Origin of the sequence: Lysinibacillus sp. FSL P2-0066 (genome assembly GCF_037969495.1) — a bacterium.
In the GTDB taxonomy this organism is placed as follows: Bacteria; Bacillota; Bacilli; order Bacillales_A; family Planococcaceae; genus Lysinibacillus; species Lysinibacillus boronitolerans.
The window spans coordinates 1,007,220-1,028,151 of sequence record NZ_CP150202.1; the positions used below are offsets into that span (position 1 = coordinate 1,007,220).

The 20,932-nt window shown below is 38.0% G+C and carries 21 protein-coding genes; 19 read left to right on the forward strand and 2 right to left on the reverse strand.

Annotated features, from left to right (window positions below; translation table 11 throughout):
* The first annotated feature begins 72 nt into the window (after nucleotides 1–72).
* From def to spoVM, 10 genes are read left to right on the forward strand one after another with little or no spacing between them, the layout of a single operon-like run.
* Nucleotides 73–567, forward strand: coding sequence for a peptide deformylase (gene def, locus MKZ14_RS04745; protein WP_004227388.1), 495 nt, complete (start codon nucleotides 73–75; stop codon nucleotides 565–567).
* A gap of 1 nt (nucleotide 568) precedes the next feature.
* Entirely contained in the window at nucleotides 569–1,510 is a 942-nt protein-coding gene (gene fmt / locus MKZ14_RS04750) for a methionyl-tRNA formyltransferase (RefSeq protein WP_258859578.1), read from the forward strand.
* On the forward strand, nucleotides 1,507–2,868 hold the full coding sequence (gene rsmB / locus MKZ14_RS04755) for a 16S rRNA (cytosine(967)-C(5))-methyltransferase RsmB (protein WP_036077179.1): 1,362 nt from the start codon (nucleotides 1,507–1,509) through the stop codon (nucleotides 2,866–2,868). The genes fmt and rsmB overlap by 4 nt, the downstream gene beginning before the upstream one ends.
* Nucleotides 2,868–4,010, forward strand: coding sequence for a 23S rRNA (adenine(2503)-C(2))-methyltransferase RlmN (gene rlmN, locus MKZ14_RS04760; protein WP_016993573.1), 1,143 nt, complete (start codon nucleotides 2,868–2,870; stop codon nucleotides 4,008–4,010). Before rsmB ends, rlmN begins: the two co-directional genes overlap by 1 nt.
* Nucleotides 4,011–4,016: 6 nt before the next feature.
* A complete protein-coding gene (locus tag MKZ14_RS04765; protein WP_036077180.1) occupies nucleotides 4,017–4,766 on the forward strand; it encodes a Stp1/IreP family PP2C-type Ser/Thr phosphatase in 750 nt (249 codons plus the stop codon).
* 2 nt (nucleotides 4,767–4,768) lie between these two features.
* On the forward strand, nucleotides 4,769–6,757 hold the full coding sequence (gene pknB / locus MKZ14_RS04770) for a Stk1 family PASTA domain-containing Ser/Thr kinase (protein WP_258859576.1): 1,989 nt from the start codon (nucleotides 4,769–4,771) through the stop codon (nucleotides 6,755–6,757).
* Between the two features lie 11 nt (nucleotides 6,758–6,768).
* Nucleotides 6,769–7,653, forward strand: coding sequence for a ribosome small subunit-dependent GTPase A (gene rsgA, locus MKZ14_RS04775; protein WP_016993571.1), 885 nt, complete (start codon nucleotides 6,769–6,771; stop codon nucleotides 7,651–7,653).
* Between the two features lie 2 nt (nucleotides 7,654–7,655).
* Nucleotides 7,656–8,324, forward strand: a complete 669-nt coding sequence (gene rpe / locus MKZ14_RS04780) for a ribulose-phosphate 3-epimerase (RefSeq protein WP_026023442.1) — start codon at nucleotides 7,656–7,658, stop codon at nucleotides 8,322–8,324.
* Complete coding sequence (locus MKZ14_RS04785; protein WP_016993569.1) at nucleotides 8,321–8,974, forward strand: thiamine diphosphokinase; 654 nt, start codon at nucleotides 8,321–8,323, stop codon at nucleotides 8,972–8,974. Before rpe ends, MKZ14_RS04785 begins: the two co-directional genes overlap by 4 nt.
* Nucleotides 8,975–8,992: 18 nt before the next feature.
* Nucleotides 8,993–9,094 carry a stage V sporulation protein SpoVM gene (gene spoVM, locus MKZ14_RS04790; protein WP_099805045.1) on the forward strand — a complete coding sequence of 34 codons (102 nt, stop codon included), beginning with the start codon at nucleotides 8,993–8,995 and terminating at the stop codon, nucleotides 9,092–9,094.
* 91 nt (nucleotides 9,095–9,185) lie between these two features.
* Here spoVM and rpmB read toward each other — a convergent pair whose 3' ends face one another.
* Complete coding sequence (gene rpmB / locus MKZ14_RS04795) at nucleotides 9,186–9,374, reverse strand: 50S ribosomal protein L28 (protein WP_004227417.1); 189 nt, start codon at nucleotides 9,372–9,374, stop codon at nucleotides 9,186–9,188.
* A gap of 185 nt (nucleotides 9,375–9,559) precedes the next feature.
* Nucleotides 9,560–10,303, reverse strand: coding sequence for an IclR family transcriptional regulator (locus tag MKZ14_RS04800; protein WP_016993568.1), 744 nt, complete (start codon nucleotides 10,301–10,303; stop codon nucleotides 9,560–9,562).
* Between the two features lie 299 nt (nucleotides 10,304–10,602).
* On the opposite strand from MKZ14_RS04800, the gene MKZ14_RS04805 reads away from it, so the two are divergent.
* The 9 genes from MKZ14_RS04805 (at nucleotide 10,603) to sdaAA (ending at nucleotide 20,883) form a co-directional block, all read left to right on the forward strand.
* Nucleotides 10,603–11,475: an arginine deiminase family protein gene (locus MKZ14_RS04805; protein WP_333006754.1), complete on the forward strand. Its 873-nt coding sequence runs from the start codon at nucleotides 10,603–10,605 to the stop codon at nucleotides 11,473–11,475.
* 14 nt (nucleotides 11,476–11,489) lie between these two features.
* Nucleotides 11,490–12,251 carry an arginine deiminase family protein gene (locus MKZ14_RS04810; protein ID WP_333006755.1) on the forward strand — a complete coding sequence of 254 codons (762 nt, stop codon included), beginning with the start codon at nucleotides 11,490–11,492 and terminating at the stop codon, nucleotides 12,249–12,251.
* A 110-nt stretch (nucleotides 12,252–12,361) separates the two neighbouring features.
* Nucleotides 12,362–13,789, forward strand: a complete 1,428-nt coding sequence (locus MKZ14_RS04815) for an amino acid permease (protein WP_115673205.1) — start codon at nucleotides 12,362–12,364, stop codon at nucleotides 13,787–13,789.
* A 39-nt stretch (nucleotides 13,790–13,828) separates the two neighbouring features.
* Nucleotides 13,829–15,433 carry a M20/M25/M40 family metallo-hydrolase gene (locus tag MKZ14_RS04820; RefSeq protein ID WP_339280644.1) on the forward strand — a complete coding sequence of 535 codons (1,605 nt, stop codon included), beginning with the start codon at nucleotides 13,829–13,831 and terminating at the stop codon, nucleotides 15,431–15,433.
* Nucleotides 15,434–15,604: 171 nt separating this feature from the next.
* A complete protein-coding gene (locus MKZ14_RS04825; protein WP_312124006.1) occupies nucleotides 15,605–16,810 on the forward strand; it encodes a diguanylate cyclase in 1,206 nt (401 codons plus the stop codon).
* Nucleotides 16,811–16,918: 108 nt separating this feature from the next.
* Nucleotides 16,919–17,278 carry an Asp23/Gls24 family envelope stress response protein gene (locus MKZ14_RS04830; protein ID WP_004269431.1) on the forward strand — a complete coding sequence of 120 codons (360 nt, stop codon included), beginning with the start codon at nucleotides 16,919–16,921 and terminating at the stop codon, nucleotides 17,276–17,278.
* A gap of 18 nt (nucleotides 17,279–17,296) precedes the next feature.
* Nucleotides 17,297–18,946 carry a DAK2 domain-containing protein gene (locus MKZ14_RS04835; RefSeq protein WP_036080531.1) on the forward strand — a complete coding sequence of 550 codons (1,650 nt, stop codon included), beginning with the start codon at nucleotides 17,297–17,299 and terminating at the stop codon, nucleotides 18,944–18,946.
* A 351-nt stretch (nucleotides 18,947–19,297) separates the two neighbouring features.
* Nucleotides 19,298–19,960, forward strand: a complete 663-nt coding sequence (gene sdaAB / locus MKZ14_RS04840) for an L-serine ammonia-lyase, iron-sulfur-dependent subunit beta (RefSeq protein WP_036080529.1) — start codon at nucleotides 19,298–19,300, stop codon at nucleotides 19,958–19,960.
* Nucleotides 19,961–19,974: 14 nt separating this feature from the next.
* Nucleotides 19,975–20,883: an L-serine ammonia-lyase, iron-sulfur-dependent, subunit alpha gene (gene sdaAA / locus MKZ14_RS04845; RefSeq protein ID WP_036080527.1), complete on the forward strand. Its 909-nt coding sequence runs from the start codon at nucleotides 19,975–19,977 to the stop codon at nucleotides 20,881–20,883.
* Nucleotides 20,884–20,932 lie beyond the last annotated feature (49 nt).

Here is a 20,932-nt window from a genome sequence, read left to right on the forward strand (position 1 = left end):
AATAGCACGATTATTAATAAAAGTATCAATTAGCTAGTGCACTAGCTTTAAAGCAGAAATGAGGAAATCATAATGGCAATAAAAAAAGTAATTGAAAACCCTGCAAAAGTACTATCAACACCGTGTGCTGAAGTGACAGAAATCAATGATGAAATTATTACATTACTTGATGATTTATATGACACAATGGTGGAATATGATGGCGTTGGAATTGCGGCACCACAAATAGACGTAGGGTTACGCGTAGCAATTGTTGAACTAGGTGAAGAACGTGATATTTTAGAAATGATTAATCCAACTGTCGTTGAAACAGACGGAGCAGAAGTAGATATTGAAGGATGCTTGAGCTTTCCAGGATTATATGGAGAAGTGGAACGTCCTAGTTATGTCAAAATTGAAGCATGTGATCGTGAAGGACGTGTTTATGAATTAGAGGCAGGTGGCTTTGATGCTCGTGCGATCTTACATGAAATTGATCATTTAGATGGCGTGCTTTTCGATTCAAAAATCAAGCGTATTGTTACTGCAGAAGAGCTAGAAGAAATGTACGCAGAAGAGGAGGAATAAAATGACATCTATCATTTTTATGGGGACACCTGACTTCTCCGCACCTATTTTGCGTATGCTACATGATGAAGGATATGCTATTAAGGCAGTTGTAACACAACCAGATCGTCCAGTTGGGCGTAAGCGTGTACTAACACCGCCTCCTGTAAAGGCAACGGCATTGGAACTTGGCATACCGATTATACAGCCCGAAAAATTGCGTGGCTCTGAGGAATTACAGCAGATTCTTGCTTTACAGCCCGATTTAGTAATAACTGCTGCGTTTGGTCAAATATTACCAAAAGAGCTATTGGATGCACCATCTCTTGGTTGTATTAATGTCCATGCCTCACTATTACCAAAATATCGTGGAGGTGCTCCAATTCACCAAGCCGTCATGGATGGTGAAAAAGAAACTGGGGTAACAATCATGTATATGGCAGAAAAGCTTGATGCGGGAGATATTATCTCTCAAAAAGCAATCCCTATTGAGGAAGATGATCATACTGGTGGCCTTTTTGATAAGCTAAGTAAGGTTGGGTGTGAATTACTTAAGGAAACACTTCCTTCTATTATAAATGGTACAAATAACCGTACAGTTCAAGATGAAGCACAAGTTACCTTTGCAAGTAATATTTCAAGGGAGCAGGAACGCATCGATTGGACAAACGATGCTGCTACTCTGTACAATCAAGTGCGCGGTCTTCATCCGTGGCCTGTTGCTTATACGACTTTTGAGGATGGGAATTTTAAAGTATGGTGGGCAACGATTGGCAAAAGTAAACATGAGGCTAATCCAGGTACAGTGGTTGCCATTGACAAAGATCATTTTGAGGTAGCAGCTGGCAACGGAACAACTTTAGCATTATATGATGTGCAACCAGCTGGTAAAAAGCGCATGACCGCAGAGGAATATTTACGTGGGACAGGTTCTAAATTACAGATTGGGGACCAATTTAAATGAGTAAAAAAAGTGTAGTGATTTGGGATGGCAATGTACGAGATGCCGCATTGTCAATTCTATTAGCAGTTGATAAAAATCAGGCCTATAGCAACTTATTGCTAAATGAAACAATTAAACGACATAAAATTGAAGCAAAAGATCGTGCTTTATTGACTGAAATAACGTATGGAACTTTACAGCATAAAATGACACTTGATTATTACTTAGAGCCATTTATTCGCGGTTCAATTGATCATTGGGTTCGCTGGCTATTAAGAATCTCATTGTATCAAATCCATTATTTAACACGTATTCCTCCACATGCTGCGGTAAATGAAGCAGTAGAAATTGCCAAGCGTCGAGGACATCGTGGAATCGCCTCTATGGTCAATGGCATATTAAGATCCGTGTTACGCAGTGGAGTCCCTTCAACAGATGACATAGCAGATCCAATTGAGCGTCTTTCTATAGAAACAAGTCATCCAGTGTGGTTAGTTCAACGATTTGTTGATAACTATGGTCTGGCAGTAGCGACTGAGATGTTACATGAAAATAATAGACCGCCTGTGCAGACTGTTCGTGTTAATAAAACAAAAGCAACCGTTGAACAGGCTATTGCCGAGTTAAATTCAGAGGGTTTAACTGCTAAGCAAAGCGATGTTATACCAGAGTGCTTACACATTACAAACGGCCAACCAGCTCGTACGAAAGCCTTTAAAGAAGGTATGATTACTATTCAGGATGAAAGTTCAATGATACCTGCTAATGTGCTAAATCCATCTCCAGGTATGCGTGTCTTGGATATGTGCGCGGCACCTGGTGGAAAAACAACGCATATAGCCGAAATAATGAAAAATGAAGGTTCCATTTTAGCAACAGACCTTCATCCACATAAATTAGATTTAATCGACCATAATACAGAGCGTCTAGGGCTTGATATTGTTGAAACAGCCCCGATTGATGGAAGGAAAGCGCCTGAATTTTTACAAGCAGCGTCTTTTGATGCTATCTTAGTGGATGCACCATGTAGTGGACTAGGGGTTATGCGACGTAAGCCAGATATTAAATATACAAAGCGTGAGGAAGATTTAGAAAGTCTTCAAAAAATCCAATTAGCTTTACTCGATGCAGCCACAAAAGTATTGAAAACTGATGGCAAGCTTGTATACAGTACGTGTACAGTAGACATACAAGAAAACGAAGGTACAGTGCAAGCCTTTTTAACAGCACATCCAGAAATGGAAGCTATACAACTAGAGTCTTTACCAACAAAATTAGCGGAAAAGCAAGCTAATGGCATGCTTCAAGTCTTTCCACAAGACTTTGGCAGTGACGGTTTCTTTGTCGCCGCCTTTCGTAAAAAAGGAGAATCCAACTAATGGTGGATCAAGAGAAATTTAATGAACGTATTAACGATTTAGTCGAAGAAGCAGAAGAAAAGCCCGTTCGACGTGTAAAAAAAGAAAAGCCAAATTTAAAAGAATCCATTTATTCTTTACAACCTCATCAATTAGAAGAATGGCTAAAGGAAAATGGTGAAAAGCCTTTCCGCGCTGCTCAAATTTTTGACTGGTTGTATAATAAACGTGTAAAGACATTTGAAGAAATGTCAAACCTTTCAAAGGGATTACGCGAAAAGCTAACAGCAAATTTTGCATTATCCACACTCTCAACCATTATTAAACAGGAATCTAAAGATGGTACCATTAAATTTTTATTTCAATTACAAGATGGGTATTCAATAGAAACGGTATTAATGCGCCATGAGTATGGAAATTCTGTTTGTGTAACAACACAAGTAGGCTGCCGAATTGGCTGTACGTTTTGCGCATCCACTCTAGGTGGTTTGAAGCGACATTTATTAGCAGGAGAAATCGTTGAGCAAGTTGTCAAAGTGCAGCAAACTTTAGATGAATTAGGTGAGCGAGTATCACATATTGTCATTATGGGTATTGGCGAACCTTTTGATAACTATGATGCAATGATGAACTTCTTAAAAGTGATCAACCATGAAAAAGGTTTAAATATCGGTGCACGTCATATTACAGTATCAACATCTGGTATTGTTCCGAAAATTTATCAATTTGCAGATGAACAATTACAAATTAACTTTGCTGTTTCTCTGCATGCGCCAAACCAGGAAGCACGTCAAAAGCTAATGCCAATTGCTCGTGCTTATAAATTAGAAGAATTAATGGAAGCTGTACGATACTATACTAAAAAAACAGGTCGACGAGTGAGTTTTGAGTATGGATTAATGTCTGGCGAAAATGATTCAGTAGAAATAGCAGAGGAGCTATCTGCATTAATTAAAGGAATTAAATGTCATGTCAACCTAATTCCTGTAAACTATGTACCAGAACGTGATTATGTTCGTACATCTCGTAGTCAAATTTTTGCTTTTGAAAAAACATTAAAGAAAAATGGTATTAACGTAACGATCCGCCGAGAGCAAGGTGCAGATATCGCTGCTGCGTGTGGTCAATTACGTGCACAAGAGAGATCTGAAGAAACGAGGTGACCAGTATTGGAATACACAGTCGAAAGTGATATTGGTTTAAAACGATCCATTAATGAGGACCGTGCTGCATTCTTTAAACGTCCAGATGGGCTTGCACTAGCACTTGTTGCGGATGGCATGGGTGGTCATAATGCTGGTGATGTAGCAAGTGATATGGCAATCCAACAGATGGAATCCTTTTTTTTACAGGCAGACACACATCATTTTGTATCCACAACATCAAAAAAAGAATGGTTATTACAAACAGTTCAGCAATTGAATAAAACAATATATGACTATTCTTTATCACATGAAGACTGTAAAGGAATGGGCACGACATTTATTGCGGTGTTAATCGAAGAACAACATTGCTTCATTGCACATGTGGGGGACAGTCGTGTGTATTATTTCTTTGAAGATGGTGCACAACAAATAACAAGAGATCATTCATATGTGAACGTCTTGGTTGAAAATGGTGAGATAAGCGAAGAAGAGGCTTTGACACATCCAAAGAAAAATTTCATCTTAAAAGCGGTTGGGACAGAGGAAACAATCGAACCAGACTTTTATGAAGTAGATTTAGCATCAGAATCGTATTTACTCATTTGTTCAGATGGACTAAGCAATAAACTAACAGTTTATGAAATGGCATCGATAATTACGTATCCAGATTCTATTGAGGAGAAGGGACGTAAACTTGTGGAATTAGCAAATGCCAGCGGGGGAGAAGATAATATCTCCCTCGTGCTATTAACAAAAAAGGATGAGGAGGTGTAAGAATGCTTGTAGGTAAAAGAATTAGTGACCGTTATAAAATTATAGAACTCATTGGTGGCGGAGGTATGTCCAATGTTTATTTAGCACACGATATGATCTTAAATCGTGATGTAGCCATTAAAATATTACGCTATGATTTTTCCAATGAGGATGAATTACATCGACGTTTTCAACGTGAGGCACTGTCTGCTACAAGTCTTACACATCCGAATATTGTTAGTGTTTATGATGTAGGTGACGATGGGGATCTACATTATATTGTGATGGAATATGTTCAAGGAAAAACATTAAAGCAGTACATACAAGAATTTGCACCAATTTCTCCTGCTAGAAGTGTGCATATTATGAAGCAATTAACGTCTGCCATAGCTAATGCCCATGAAAACCATATTATCCACCGTGATATTAAACCGCAAAATATTTTAATGGATGCAGAAGGTAATGTGAAAATTACGGATTTCGGTATTGCCATGACGTTAAGTGCTACATCGTTTACTCAAACAAACTCTGTGCTTGGTACAGTGCATTATTTATCACCAGAGCAAGCGCGCGGCGGTACAGCTACAAACAAATCAGATATTTACGCACTCGGTATTGTGTTATACGAATTATTAACAGGCGAACTTCCATTTTCTGGAGAATCAGCTGTTTCAATTGCACTTAAGCATTTACAAGCCGAAACGCCTTCTGTCCGTGCTTTTGATGCAACGATTCCTCAAAGCTTGGAAAATGTAGTTTTAAAGGCTACTGCCAAAGATTCATCCCATCGTTATACTACAGTGGAAGAAATGTATGAGGATTTGGAAACCGTACTATCACCGTCTCGAATCAACGATCCCAAATTTGTCATCCCTGTGGATAATGATGTGACGAAGGCTATTCCCATCATTAAAGAGCAGATGCATAAAAAAGACGAAGATTTAACCAAAACAAGAGTTATTGAACCGATTATGGAAGCTAAAGCTCCTTCTCAACCACAGCCTAAAAAGCCTGTAGAAAAGCCAGTTCCCGTTAAGGCAAAGAAGAAAAATTGGCCAAAGTATGTTGCGGGACTATTTATTGCAGCGATTGTCATTTTCCTATTCTTTATTTTTGCAAAAGATTTATTTAGCCCGAAAAAAGTGGCTATACCAGATGTAGCAAATTTAACAATAGAGGAAGCGACAAAAAAATTAGAGGCAGATGGATTTGTTGTTGGTGAAGAGCATCAGGAGCGAAATCACGAGGAAATTGAAAAGGGGAAGGTTATTGAAACAGACCCTGCAAAAAATGCATTACGTGAAAAAGGCTCAGAGGTAGACTTAATCGTTAGTTTAGGTGTAGAGATGACGACTGTTGATAATTATGTAGGACAAAATTATAGTCAAGTTGAAGCTTTAATAAAAGGTAAGTATAAGGATGTCATAAAAGAGGATGTTCCTTCTCGTGAACCAGAAGGAAGAATCATTGAGCAAAGCATACCGCCAAATTCTGAGGTAGTAGCGAAAGAAGAAACAATCACGTTTAAAGTTAGCCAAGGAGTTAGGATGGTAAGGGTTGAAAACGTTGTAAATTATACGAAAGCGGATATGGATGACTATGTGAAAAGAGTAGGTCTCAATTGGCGTATCTCTCGTGAAGAACATCATGAGACCATCCCAGCTGGCAGTGTAATTTCGCAATTGACAAAAGCGGGTACTATGGTAGAGGAAGGTTCTATGATATCTGTTGTCATAAGTAAAGGACCAGCGAAACAGCCTGATAAACTACGTCTCATACCTGTAGTCATTGAGTATAAACCTACAGAAGAGGGAATAGCCCAAAACATTCGAGTTGAAATTCAAGATAAAAATCATACATTGTCTGAACCAGTGGAAGTATTTGAAATTTTAAGTGATACGCCATACAACATTCAGCTTACAATTGAAGATGGCAAAGATGCGAGTTATAGAATAATCCGTGACTCAGAAATAATTTTAGAAGGCAAAGTTAATTATAATGATGTCGATTAAGGAGGAATTGGATGGCGCAAGGCCAAATAAGAAAAGCATTAAGCGGTTATTATTATGTATTTGATGGACATCAACTGATTCAATGTCGAGGACGTGGGGTATTTCGTAACCGTGGCGAATCCCCACTTGTTGGCGATATTGTAGAGTATACAATGGAAACAGAAGGCTCCGATGGGACTATACAAAAGATTTTAGAGCGTCAAAATGAATTGGTACGTCCGCCAATTGCTAATATTGATCAAGGTATTTTGGTATTTTCCGTAAAGGAGCCAAATTTCAATACCATTTTACTGGATCGTTTTTTAGTTGTGTTAGAATCCTTCCATGTACATCCTATTATTTGTTTAACAAAAATGGATCTGCTAGAAAAAGATGAACGTGAGGAATTACAAAATTATATAGCAGATTATGAAAGCATGGGCTATACAGTTTTGCAAACATATAAAGATGAAGAAGAATTAGTTGAACGATTACGTCCTATTTTAAAGGGAAAAACCACTGTTTTAGCTGGCCAATCGGGTGTTGGGAAGTCAACTTTGCTTAATACACTAATTCCAGAGTTGAACTTAAAAACGGGTATTATCTCCCAAAGTTTAGGACGGGGTAAACATACCACTCGTCATGTTGAACTGATAGAGGTCTGTGATGGTTTATTGGCAGATACACCTGGATTTAGTTCCTTTGATTTTGACGAAATTGAGAAAGAAGAATTAGGTGTATGTTTTCCTGAAATGGCTAGAGTGGCGGATGATTGTAAATTCAGAGGTTGCTTACACTTGAAAGAGCCTAAATGTGCAGTAAAGGCAGCAGTCGAATCAGGAGAAATTCGAGACTACCGCTACAAGCATTATGAACAATTTATGCAAGAAATTATGGATCGAAAGCCGAGGTATTAATGATGATACAAATAGCACCATCAATATTAGCAGCGAATTTTGCAAAGTTAGGTGAAGAAGTAAAGGAAGTAGAGCAAGCAGGTGCACAACTTATTCATATTGATGTAATGGATGGTCACTTTGTACCGAATATCTCATTTGGTTCCATTGTATTGGACGCAATCCGTCCTTTAACAAAGTTACCATTAGATGTGCATTTAATGATCGAAAATCCAGATCAGTATATTGAACAGTTCGCAAAAGCTGGAGCAGATTATATTACGGTACATGTAGAAGCATGCCGTCATTTGCATCGCACAATTCAATTAATCCGTTCCTTTGGTGTAAAAGCTGGTGTCGTATTAAATCCACATACACCGATAGAATCAATTCAACACATTTTAGAAGATATTGATATGGTATTATTAATGACTGTTAATCCTGGATTCGGTGGACAAAAGTTTATCCATTCTGTTGTACCTAAAATTGAAGCATTATCAACAATGATTAAGGAGCGAGGCTTAGATATTGCCATTGAAATTGATGGTGGTATTACTGCTGAAACAATTGTGCCATGTGCACAGGCTGGAGCGACAATTTTTGTAGCTGGGTCAGCCATCTATAGTAAAGAAGATCGAACAGCTGCTCTTCAAGAGATTTTACTTGCTGGCGAGGCAGCGATTAAAGGATGACGACAGTCGTTGTTTGTGCAGGTGGTCCAAAAAATGAGCTTTGTTCATTTTCATCGTTTCAGCAGCAACAGGATGTTGTGTTTATCGGGGCAGATCGTGGCGCATTATATTTAATTGAGCAGGGAATTACTCCCCATGCCATTGTTGGTGATTTTGATTCTTTAACAGATGAAGAATATCGACAGGTGATGGCACAAACCAATGATCAACAACGTTTTCAAGAAGAGAAAAATGAAACAGACACGGATTTAGCTTTGCTTAAAGCCTATACGTTTGCACCAAAAGAAATTGTTTTGACAGGTGTGACGGGTGGGCGTTTAGATCATTATGAGGCAGCTGTTCGTTCTATTTATCGGTTACAAAAAGAGCATCCTCAAATTGAACTTAAGATAATCAATCATACTAATATGTTGCAATTTTTACTGCCAGGCACACATACAATTTATGCAGATAATCGATACCGATACTTGTCTTTTTTTGCTCACGAGGAGCCTATTCAAGGTGTAACATTACGACAAGTAAAATATGAAACAACGAATGAGGAAATTTCTTTAGGAACATCTCGATTTACAAGTAATGAAATAATAGGAACTTCAGGGTCTATATCTTTCTCGCAAGGCATATGTTTAATGATAAGAAGCATAGATTAGCGTAAGGGGGAGAGAGTCCTGAAAGTATATACGTTCCAATTGCCGAAATTCGTGAGTAGTATCACGCGTACGTGTATTAACCTATTTAAGAAAGATAAGAAAGTAAAAAAATCCGACTAATGTTAGTCGGATTTTTTACTTTCTTATAGAATACTAATCAAGAAAAAAATCGATTGCGCTCAATGCGAAATCGATTTTTTAGAAGCAGCGATTAAACGCGCTCGATTTTACCTGATTTTAATGCACGAGCAGAAACCCATACACGTTTTGGTTTACCGTCAACTAAGATACGAACTTTTTGAAGGTTAGCACCCCAAGTACGTTTGTTAGCGTTCATAGCGTGGGAACGGTTGTTACCAGTACGAGCTTTACGTCCAGTGATTACACATTGTTTTGGCATGTTGTATTCCCTCCTTACTGTTGATGCTGAAAGATTATTATTTCAGTTCGGTATTTCACATACCATAATAATTTAACATACGATGGCGTTCAGTGCAACAGTTTTCACATAACCTTTCAAGAAAAAAACCTTTACAGACATAAAACGTTTATGAAAAGTAGAGAAGTTATTGGGGAATAGTTCTCCTATCCTTTTCCTCGATAACCAAGTTTCAGCGATACACGTCTACCAGTATCAACTAATCGCTCAATTAATGTATTAATATGATCTTGAGAGACATTAAAGTTTACAAAACCAATACTGACTGCTCCTATCACTTCACCAAAACCATCTAAAACAGAGACGGCAATGGAGGAAGTACCTGCAGTTCGTTCTCCGTGACTTATTGCATAGCCTTGTTGTCGAATTTGGTGAAGCTGTTCCTCTAATTCGGCCATTTCATCTTTAGTTACTAGTTGCTCTAGTATTTCTTTTGATTGTATCGCTGACATTGAGGCAAGTATGGCTTTATTGGCCGCACCAATATGCATAGGTATGCGAATCCCTAGCTGATCATAAATACGAATCGGATTTGCTGCACTGTCTATCCGTTCTATAATAATCGTATCTAATCCAGCTGGTTTACTTAAATAGACGCTTTCTTCAACCTCTCTGGCTAATCGTTCTAACTCAGGTCTAATTTTGCTAATATAATCCATCGTATCATACACCTGTAAGCCAAGTTCCATCCATATGGTTCCAAGCCGATAATGTTTAGTCTGCTCATCTTGCTCAATCATCCCTTGTTTAATCATGGCTTTTAAAATTCTATGTAAAGTACTTAGCGGTAAATCGCATTTTGTAGAAAGCTCTGAAATGGACAAGCTACTGTCGTTTGCATCGGCAGCTAAAACCTTGGCAATGGTCATTGCCCGCTCTAATAATTGCATTTGTCCCACCTCCCTTCATCCTATTTTATTTTTATTCTCCATCTACGTCTAGTTCCAATATTCCCGAACGAATCTGTAGCCTAAACAAAGACTGTATTTTAATTCAAGAAAGCTTCAAAGGGATTCTTTTAATGAATGCGAATACAGCTCTTTTTCCAAGAGTGAATGCAATTTAGATTAAAAGAAAAATAAAAGTTTTCTAAATATATTGACAGTATAGCATAAAACGAATATATTCTTCATATAAACTTTCCTCTTAACGGAAACGTTTTCCACTAAACGGAAATGAGGTGAAAGGAATGCATTATTGTTCATCAATGTATGCACCTTTGAAACACGTTATTGTAAAAGATCCAAAAGATGCTTTTCGAAGCCAAACACATCTTAGTGAGGAATGGAAAACATTTAACTACTTATCAGAGCCTAATTATGAAGAAGCTCTAAGCGAATACGCTGAATTTATTGGGATTCTTGAAAAGTATGTTGAAACCATTGATTATCTGCCAATAGCAGAAGAAGTAGGATTAGATTCTCTCTACGCACATGATCCAGTTAAATTCACACCAAATGGTGCCATTATACTGAAATCGGGCAAAAAATTAAGACAGCCAGAAGCAGGAGTATACAAGGATTTTTTACAGCAAAAGGGTATTCCCGTAATCGGTGAACTAACAGGAGAGGCAGTTTCGGACGGTGGAGATATTGTTTGGCTAGATGATCGAACGCTCGTTGTGGGCAGAGGTTATCGAACAAATGATGAAGCCATTCGTCAGTTAAAGGATATGACAGCCGATTTGGTAGATGAATTTATAGTTGTACAGCTACCACATGATCTTGGTGAAGCTGAGTGTTTACATTTAATGTCTTTCATAAGTATGGTAGACCAAGATTTAGCTGTTGTGCATTCGCGCTTAATGCCAGTATTTTTCAGACAACTGCTAATTGAGCGTGGCATCCAGCTAGTAGAAGTACCTAAAGATGAATACGATTCGTTAGGCTGTAATGTGTTAGCGCTTGCACCAAGGGTCTGTGTAATTCCTCAAGGCAACAAAGAAACAAAGCAACAGCTACTTGATGCTGGAGCAACTGTGTACGAATATAAAGGCGATGAAATTACTGTTAAAGGAACAGGTGGGCCGACTTGCCTAACTTGCCCAGTAGTAAGAGGATAAAGGAGAAGATGAATATGTTTAAAAATGTTATTGTTAAAAATCCAGGAAATAGTTTTGTAAACGGTTTAACGACTAGTGATTTAGGAAAGCCCATTTTAGAAAAATTATTTGAACAACATGAACACTATGTAGAGGCTTTAAAAAAATGTGGTGTTGAAGTAACACAATTACCAGCAAATGAAGCATTTCCAGATTCAACATTTGTAGAGGATACAGCTGTATTAACGGCTGAATTTGCTATTATATCGAATCCTGGAGCAGCGGCTCGTAACCGCGAAATTGAAGAAATCGAACCAGCTGTAAAACAATTCTATGAAAAAATTTACTATATTAAAGGTTCTGGAACACTTGATGGTGGAGATGTATTACAAGCAGAGAAAAAGTTTTACGTAGGGATCTCAGAACGCACAAATGAAGAAGGCGCTCAGCAATTTAAAGAGATTGTTGAACAAGAAGGTTATGAAGCAACTATTATCCCATTAAAAGAATTCTTCCATTTAAAAACTGGAATTGCCTATGTTGGGAACAATCGTATGGTGCTAGCTGGTGAATTTGTCGATCATCCTGCATTTGAATCTTACGAAAAAATCGTGATTCCTAAAGAGGATGAATATTCAGCTAACTGTATTCAAGTAAATGATTATATTATTATTCCAGCTGGCTATCCAGAAACAAATCGTAAATTACTAGACCTGGGCTATCAAACTATTGAACTTGATATGTCTGAATTTAGAAAACACGATGGTGGTTTAAGCTGTTTATCATTACGTTTTTAAGTAAATCTAACAATACCCAATCAATTTAAAAGAGAAAATTGATTGGGTACTTTCATTCTTAAAATATCAGAATATTTAATATTTTTACATTATATGGGAAGTAGGGATGGATGTTGAATAAAGGGGATCAGCTTCACAATAATCAATTAAAGCGTTCGATGAAAAGTCGTCACTTGTTAATGCTTTCACTTGGGGGTGTTATTGGAACAGGCTTATTTTTAAATGTAGGCTATACCATTAACCAGGCAGGACCCGGCGGTGCACTGATTGGTTACTTATTTGGTGGCTTAATTTTGTTTATGGTCATGAATTGTCTTGGGGAATTGGCTGTTTACATGCCTGTTACAGGTTCTTTCCAAACTTATGCAACACGTTTCATTAGTCCTTCAGCCGGTTTTTCATTAGGTTGGATGTATTTTGTCGGATCTGCTGCCACAGCAGGCGTTGAATTTACGGCTGCAGGTATTTTAATGCAGCATTGGTTTCCAAGTGTACCAATTTGGATATGGTGTGCTGTGTTTATGGTTCTTTTATTTGTCTTAAATGCTTTAACAACGAAGGGCTTTGCTGAAGCAGAGTTCTGGTTTGCTAGTATAAAAGTTGTTGCAGTGATTGCATTTATCATTATTGGTGGAGCAGCAATCTTTGGTTTAATTCCATTAGCAGATCGTCCTACTCCACATCTCACAAATTTAGCACCTTCTGGTTTATTCCCAGCAGGTATTACGATTATTTTTGTCACAATGATGAATGTAATTTTTTCTTATCAGGGATCAGAGCTGGTGGGTATTGCAGCAGGGGAGACCGAGAACCCTGAAAAAAATATTCCTAGAGCGATTCGTACAATTCTATTTAGAATCATCGTTTTCTATATTGCTTCCATTATTGTATTATCGGCAATATTCCCAGCATCAGAGCTTGGGCTTATGGAAAGTCCATTTGTCACGTTAATGAATTTAGCTGGTGTACCATATGCAGCTGGTATCATGAACTTTGTTATTTTGACAGCTATTTTATCAGTCGGTAATTCATGTTTATATGCATCAACACGTTTATTATTTTCCATGTCACAAGAGGGGATGGCGCCCAAGTTATTTGGTCGATTAACGAAAAATAAAGTACCTTTAAATGCGCTTATTTTTACGATGGTATTCTCACTCTTATCTTTATTAACTAGTGTAATGGAAGCTGATGCTGTATTTGTATTACTAATGTCGGTAGCAGGTATATCTGTCACAATTTCATGGATGGGGATATGTGCTTCTCAGTTAATGTTCCGTTATCGCTATGTGAAGTCGGGAGGAAATGTGGCTGATCTAAAATTTAAAACACCACTATTCCCGTTGATTCCAGTATTTTGTATAATCTTTTGTGTTTTAATTTTAGTATTTTTAGCGTTTGATCCAACGCAAAGGATTGGTTTACTATACGGGATTGGCTTCTTTATTGCCTGTATGATTTTTTATCAATTTAAATTAAAGAAAGCGGCGACTGCTGCTACAGATAGCAAAAGTGAAGAAACACTAGAAGTTCGTTAATCGTACCTCTAACGAATGGGAGTAAAAGGAGAAAAAATCATGAATACTTTTATGTGGGATACACCCGAAAAACTACGTGCCCTATTATGTGAACTTGTGAGCTGGGAAAGCCGTACATTAACGGAGGGTGAAAATAAATTTGCCTTTCGACTAAAAGATAAATTGTTAACGCTTCCATATTTTGAGAAGCACCCAGACTTGATTGAATTACATGATGCAGGACTTGGCAGAAATGCAGTGACAGCCTTCTATAAGCATCCAACGGCAACAGAAACCGTTGTGTTAATCAGTCACTTTGATACGGTGCATACGGAGGAATATGGTGAACTAGAGCCGTTAGCCTTTTCTCCAGAAGAACTAACGAAAAAGCTCCTAGAACCTAAATACCTAAAAGACTTACCAGAGGCAGCTCGCATTGACCTGGAGTCAGGGAATTACTTATTTGGACGCGGCACAATGGATATGAAAATGGGTCTTGCCTTACACATGCAGCTGATCGAAAAGGCAAGCTTTGAGCAATGGCCGATTAATTTGATTTTAACGACGGTTCCTGATGAGGAAGTCAACTCTGCTGGTATGAGAGCGGCTGTTGTGGAACTGGTGAGACTGCGGGAACAGCATGGCTTAACCTATAAATTATTTTTAAATAGTGAGCCATCGTTTTCACAAGGGCCTTCGGATACGAATGAATATATTTATTCAGGTACAATTGGTAAAATCATGCCTGCTGCTTTGTTCTACGGAAAAGAGACACATGTTGGTGAGCCATTAAAAGGGATGACGGCCCCCTTTATCGCTTCCTATATGACACAGCATATGGAGTGGAATCCCCTTTTCCGTGAAACAGATTTAGGCGAAAGCACACCACTACCCGTCTCTCTACAATTAAAAGATTTAAAAATGGAGTATTCTACACAAACACCATACCGTGCGGCGGCACTTTACAATGTCTTTTTATTAAAACGGACAGCGGCAGAGGTGATGGCTATTTTTGAGGAAGTTGCGTTACAGGCTATGGCTGCTTGCAATGCACACTATCAGGCCATTTGTACACGAGAAAATGTGCAGGGGGTGGGCAAGGTAAAGGTTTTACGCTATGAGGCCTTATTGGAGCATGCGATCCATAAGTTAGGAGCTGAGGAAGTACAAGCGATTAAGCACCAGGTTCAGCAGCATCGTGCATGGGATGATCGTGAAAAATCCATTCGTATTGTGGATCAGCTCATGATTCGCTGTCAGGAATTAGCACCTGCCACAGTTCTGTTATATGCACCACCTTACTATCCAGCCATTAATTCATCCAACCATCCATTAGTGAAACAGTCGATTGAATTAATGAAGCAAACAGCTCAAACATTTGATATTGAGGTGGAGCAGATCCACTACTTTAACGGAATCTGTGATTTAAGCTATGTCAACTATTCAGATGCATCCAATGAGTGGCTAGCATTTGAACGAAACACACCAGTATGGGGCGATACGTATCATATTCCATTCAAAGAAATGACGGCATTACAAGGTCCTGTCTTAAATGTCGGTCCATTTGGGAAGGATGCCCACCAAAAAACAGAACGATTGCATGTGGATAGTGCGTTTAAAGAGATGCCTGTTATGATTGATACGCTTATTAAAAGTCTATTTTAGCTAGATAAATTTTTTGATATTTAATTGAATACAATGTAAAAAGTTGATGCTATAAAGGTATCAACTTTTTTATTTATCAAAAAAATTTAGATTGACTTGTATTTTTCATTATCATGACGATACATATAGGACATTATAATTATTTGAAAGTGGGCATGAGGAGCGAGCATGATGGAAAATCAAGAAAAAATAGCTTTTTTTATTCGCGAAGAAATGGTTCAGTCGAATTTAAAAGGGATGAGAATAGTTGCTTGGACACTCATGTATGTATCAGTCATTATTTCGGTAATACATTATGGAGAGGTATTTTTTGTGAAGGCGGAAAGAGCCATGGTTCCCGTCTATATTGCCATTCATATCGCCATGTTTTATATAGATGTTGCAGTATTATTGTTTATCAGAGAAAAGCGAATTCATATTACTCCTTTAAATATACAGAAGTATGAACGGTTGGTTGTTGTTTATATTTACACAATAATGCTATTGATTACTGCGATATCGGTATTGGATGTTTACTTTTTCCGTCATGCAGCATTGTATGAGGTTATTTTAATCATTATTTGTACAGTATTCGCATTACCTTTACGAAAAATTGTCTGGATTATTTTGCTTTCTGCATCAGCCATTATTGTGAGTGCATATATGAGTGCTGGAATATCGAGTGAAAATATAAAAATTATATTACCCATGTCATTATTAATACCTATTGGTGTAATGATTCAATATCAGACCTATAAGGTTCGTAAACAAATCCATATCCAGCATATTTTATTGAATGAGGAAATGACCAAAACGAAGCGACTATCAGAATTGTTGGCTATTAAAAATAATGAATTAGCAGAGCAAGCATTAAAAGATTCTTTAACGAATCTACCTAATCGACGTGCATTTAATCAAAAATTGAATAAGATAGCACAGCAACTTCATCAAACGCAACCTTTAACAGTCATAATGATTGATATTGATTGCTTTAAAAAATTTAATGATTACTATGGACATTTACAAGGCGATGCAGCAATTGTCAAAGTCGCCTCTCTATTGGAAGAAATTGCAGGGAAGTATGATGCATTTGTTGCCCGTTGGGGAGGCGAGGAATTTGTTATGATAAGCCAGCAGATTCACAAGTTTGCCGAACCTGTGTGTGAAGAAATTTTAGAAGGAATTCGACAACTTCATATTCCACATATACAATCTACTATTGCCCAACAAGTTACGGTCAGTATTGGCATGTGTCAGGCTAAAATCGCAAAAAATGAGCATGTACAAACATGTTGTGAATTAGCTGACCAAGCGTTGTATTTGGCAAAGCAAAACGGACGAAATAACTATTATTGTAAAATGGCCATATTTGATGAAGAAGCAAATGCGTCTATTTAAAGTCAGAAAACGTTGCTATGAAGCCTTTCAATACCCCCTTAGGTTGCTTAAATTATAACGGAAGTGTTACAATATAGTTTAGTCAAAAAGAGCCAAGGGGGCATTTCTATGTCAATTGAATTAAACAATGAATTCGGCCAAATTGATATTTCAACAGATGTACTTGCACAAATTGCTGGTGGAGCTGCTGTAGAATGCTACGGTATTGTTGGCATGGCATCTAAACATCAAATTCGTGATGGTCTAACTGATATTTTACGTAAAGAAAACTTCGCAAAAGGTGTTGTAATTCGACAACAGGACGACGATTTACATATAGATATGTACATTATTGTTAGTTACGGGACAAAAATTTCGGAAGTGGCTTATCAAGTACAATCGAAAGTGAAATATACAGTAGATAAAACATTAGGTATGAGCGTAAAATCTGTCAATATCTTTGTACAGGGCGTTCGTGTAGCGAATTAAGAGGAGGAAGTAAATCGAATGCAGTCTTTAGACGGTATAAAGTTTGCTGAAATGGTACAAATGGGTGCGCATCACCTTTACCAAAATGCAAATTATGTAGATTCATTAAATGTTTTCCCAGTTCCAGATGGTGATACAGGTACAAATATGAACTTATCGATGACATCTGGTGCAAAAGAAACAGAGCATGCTGCTTCAGAGCATATTGGTAAAACAGCACAGGCATTATCAAAGGGCTTGTTAATGGGAGCGCGCGGAAATTCAGGCGTTATTCTATCTCAATTATTCCGTGGCTTTGGGAAGTTTATTGAAAAAGAGTCAACGATTGATGCAAAGAGCTTTGCTGGAGCCTTCCAAGCAGGTGTCGATACGGCATATAAAGCTGTTATGAAACCAGTAGAAGGAACGATATTAACAGTAGCACGTGAAGCTGCGAAAAAAGGTGTAGAAGTAGCAGAAACTGAAAACGATATCATTGCCGTAATGGAAGCTTTTACAGCAGAGGCAAAGGCATCGTTGGATCGTACACCTGACCTACTACCTGTTTTAAAAGAAGTCGGTGTGGTAGATAGTGGTGGTCAAGGCTTATTATTTGTGTATGAAGGATTTTTAGCTTCCTTGAAAGGTGAGGCTCTTCCTGAGAAAAATGATGCGACACTTGATGATTTAATCAATGCAGAACATCATAGAGCGCAAGATTTCATGAACACTGCCGATATTGAATTTGGCTACTGTACAGAAATCATGGTACGCTTAGAAGATGGAAAAGAACCTTTTAATGAGGAACAATTCCGTAATGAGCTAAATCCTTTAGGTGATTCTTTACTTGTGATTTCAGATGAGGAAATTGCGAAGGTTCATATCCATTCCGAGCAACCGGGTTCTGTCCTATCGATTGGACAAAAATACGGTAGTCTTATAAAAATTAAAGTCGATAATATGCGTGAGCAGCATTCAGCAATCGTGGGTGAAGAACATAAAGCGCCAACGCCTACCAAAAAAGTAGAAAAGCATCCGTATGCTATTGTCACGATTGCTATGGGTGAGGGTGTAGCAGATTTATTGCGCTCTATCGGTGCTTCCTATGTCATTGAAGGTGGTCAAACAATGAATCCTTCAACTGAAGATATCGTGAAAGCTGTACAAGAAATCGGGGCAGAAAAAGTATTAATCTTACCGAATAATAAAAATATAGTGATGGCAGCAGAGCAAGCGGTTGAACTATTAGAAATTGATGCAGCAGTTGTTCCTACTAAGACGATTCCTCAAGGAATGGCAGCGATTTTAGCGTTTAATCCAGAGGCGGCTGTTGATGTAAATAAAAAAACAATGTCAGACGCATTTGCAAATGTGAAGACAGGTCAAGTTACCTATGCAGTGCGTGATACATCTATTGATGGTGTTGAAATTCGCAAAGATGATTTTATGGCATTGGCAGAAGGTAAAATTGTCCTTTCTACACCAGCACTAAAGGATGCAGCTGAAAAAGTAATCAAGGATTTAGTCGATGAAGATGCTGAGATTGTTACAGTCATTTATGGTGAAGATACAACTGAACAAGCTGCATCTGAGTTGGTAGCTTTCATAGAAGAGAATTATCCAGATGTAGAAGTTGAATTATTTGATGGCAAACAAGGGTTATATCCATATATTATTTCAGTAGAATAATTACATGCTACTTTGCTATTCCGTAAAGAAAGCAGTGCACAAAACGTGTACTGCTTTTGTTTATGCTACAAAGAGAATGTTGGATTAAATTTATTAAAAACGTACTAAATATGAATAATTCAATGTACGTACCCACAGGATATAAAATTTGGAAATATTGGAATGTCAACGCTTTTATAGTTGTGTATATATGGTGCGGACAATAAAGAAGCATAAATATTTACTATAAATTATAGTAGTGGTAATTTTCTGAAAGTTGATAAATTAAATGCTTTACTTTTATAGTAACTATCAAGCATGATATAAATAAAAATAAATATTATTATACGAATAGAATAGAGGGGTGTTTGTATGAAGTTTACTTCAGTATTTGATATTATTGGACCAGTCATGATTGGGCCTTCCTCCTCTCATACGGCAGGAGCAGCTCGCATCGGGCGTGTTGCAAGGGATTTATTTGGTAGACAACCTAAATGGGCGAAAATTCATTTATATGGATCATTTGCAGAAACGTATAGAGGGCATGGTACAGATGTTGCGATTGTAGGAGGCTTATTAAATTACGATACATTTGATGATCGTATTAAAACGGCATTTGAAGATGCCAAAAAAGCAGGATTAACATACGAATTTATTCCTGAAACAGCTAATACGGAGCATCCAAATACGGCTCGACTTGTCATTGGAGACGATGAAGGGGAAATGTCAGTAGTCGGTATTTCGATTGGTGGCGGAAAAATTGAAGTTAGTGAAGTCAATGGCTTTAAGTTACGTTTAACTGGTGGCATGCCAGCTATTCTTGTTGTTCATGATGATCGTGCAGGCTGTATTGCCAATGTAGCCAATTGCTTGGCAATGCATGAAGTCAACATTGGGCATATGGAGGTTTCACGTATCGAACGTGGTTTAACTGCTTTAATGGTCATTGAAGTTGATCAAAACATTGAGGATAAGGTGCTACAGCAAATATCTTTAATTCCATATATTACAAAGGTCTCAAAAATTAATAACTAAGGAGGTGTCCCGTGATGGACGTTTTATTTCATAATGTTCGTGAACTTGTTGAACGAGCAGAGAAAGAAGAAAAATTAATATCAGAAATTATGATTGAACAGGAAATATTGATCACAGGTAGAACGCGTGAAGAAATCATCCAGCAAATGGATCGAAATCTGACGGTAATGGAAGAAGCAATTGAACGTGGATTACAAGGTGTGCAATCAGTAACAGGTCTAACTGGTGGGGATGCCGTATTGCTTCAAAATTATATTGCGCAAGGAAAGTCACTTTCAGGTGACTTATTATTAGATGCAGTAAGTAAAGCGGTTGCAACTAATGAAGTAAATGCGGCAATGGGCACAATCTGTGCAACACCAACAGCAGGTTCGGCGGGTGTAGTACCAGGAACACTATTTGCTGTAAAAAACAAACTAAATCCAACACGTGAGCAAATGATTCGTTATTTATTTACGTCAGGAGCATTTGGATTTGTGGTAGCCAATAACGCTTCCATTTCTGGAGCTGCTGGCGGATGTCAGGCAGAGGTTGGGTCAGCTGCAGGTATGGCTGCTGCTGCTATTGTCGAAATGGCTGGAGGTACGCCACAGCAATGTTCAGAAGCATTTGCCATTACACTAAAAAACATGCTAGGTCTTGTCTGTGATCCCGTAGCTGGCTTGGTTGAAGTACCTTGTGTTAAACGTAATGCAATGGGTGCATCTAATTCTCTTGTAGCAGCGGATATGGCACTTGCTGGTGTAACAAGTCGTATTCCATGTGATGAAGTAATTGGTGCTATGTATCGCATCGGACAATCTATGAGTCCTAATCTTAAAGAGACGGCACGAGGCGGTCTAGCAGCAACTCCAACAGGTAAGGCGATCAGTAAAGCCATTCTTGAAAATGGTGGCTTACAGAGTATTAAAGCCCTTCAATAAAAACAAGAAACATGCTATCTAAATAGGTAGCATGTTTTTATGTTGATTT

What these genes read in the sequence shown, in the direction of transcription:
- sdaAB (WP_036080529.1), top strand. Translation starts at nt 19,298, where the DNA reads ATGAAGTTTACTTCAGTATTTGATATTATTGGACCAGTCATGATTGGG.
- MKZ14_RS04800 (WP_016993568.1), bottom strand. Translation starts at nt 10,303, where the DNA reads ATGCAATTATTAGAGCGGGCAATGACCATTGCCAAGGTTTTAGCTGCC.
- fmt (WP_258859578.1), top strand. Translation starts at nt 569, where the DNA reads ATGACATCTATCATTTTTATGGGGACACCTGACTTCTCCGCACCTATT.
- def (WP_004227388.1), top strand. Translation starts at nt 73, where the DNA reads ATGGCAATAAAAAAAGTAATTGAAAACCCTGCAAAAGTACTATCAACA.
- MKZ14_RS04815 (WP_115673205.1), top strand. Translation starts at nt 12,362, where the DNA reads ATGTTGAATAAAGGGGATCAGCTTCACAATAATCAATTAAAGCGTTCG.
- rsmB (WP_036077179.1), top strand. Translation starts at nt 1,507, where the DNA reads ATGAGTAAAAAAAGTGTAGTGATTTGGGATGGCAATGTACGAGATGCC.
- rpe (WP_026023442.1), top strand. Translation starts at nt 7,656, where the DNA reads ATGATACAAATAGCACCATCAATATTAGCAGCGAATTTTGCAAAGTTA.
- pknB (WP_258859576.1), top strand. Translation starts at nt 4,769, where the DNA reads ATGCTTGTAGGTAAAAGAATTAGTGACCGTTATAAAATTATAGAACTC.
- MKZ14_RS04835 (WP_036080531.1), top strand. Translation starts at nt 17,297, where the DNA reads ATGCAGTCTTTAGACGGTATAAAGTTTGCTGAAATGGTACAAATGGGT.
- MKZ14_RS04805 (WP_333006754.1), top strand. Translation starts at nt 10,603, where the DNA reads ATGCATTATTGTTCATCAATGTATGCACCTTTGAAACACGTTATTGTA.
- MKZ14_RS04825 (WP_312124006.1), top strand. Translation starts at nt 15,605, where the DNA reads ATGGAAAATCAAGAAAAAATAGCTTTTTTTATTCGCGAAGAAATGGTT.
- MKZ14_RS04785 (WP_016993569.1), top strand. Translation starts at nt 8,321, where the DNA reads ATGACGACAGTCGTTGTTTGTGCAGGTGGTCCAAAAAATGAGCTTTGT.
- rpmB (WP_004227417.1), bottom strand. Translation starts at nt 9,374, where the DNA reads ATGCCAAAACAATGTGTAATCACTGGACGTAAAGCTCGTACTGGTAAC.
- rlmN (WP_016993573.1), top strand. Translation starts at nt 2,868, where the DNA reads ATGGTGGATCAAGAGAAATTTAATGAACGTATTAACGATTTAGTCGAA.
- MKZ14_RS04830 (WP_004269431.1), top strand. Translation starts at nt 16,919, where the DNA reads ATGTCAATTGAATTAAACAATGAATTCGGCCAAATTGATATTTCAACA.
- rsgA (WP_016993571.1), top strand. Translation starts at nt 6,769, where the DNA reads ATGGCGCAAGGCCAAATAAGAAAAGCATTAAGCGGTTATTATTATGTA.
- MKZ14_RS04810 (WP_333006755.1), top strand. Translation starts at nt 11,490, where the DNA reads ATGTTTAAAAATGTTATTGTTAAAAATCCAGGAAATAGTTTTGTAAAC.
- MKZ14_RS04820 (WP_339280644.1), top strand. Translation starts at nt 13,829, where the DNA reads ATGAATACTTTTATGTGGGATACACCCGAAAAACTACGTGCCCTATTA.
- sdaAA (WP_036080527.1), top strand. Translation starts at nt 19,975, where the DNA reads ATGGACGTTTTATTTCATAATGTTCGTGAACTTGTTGAACGAGCAGAG.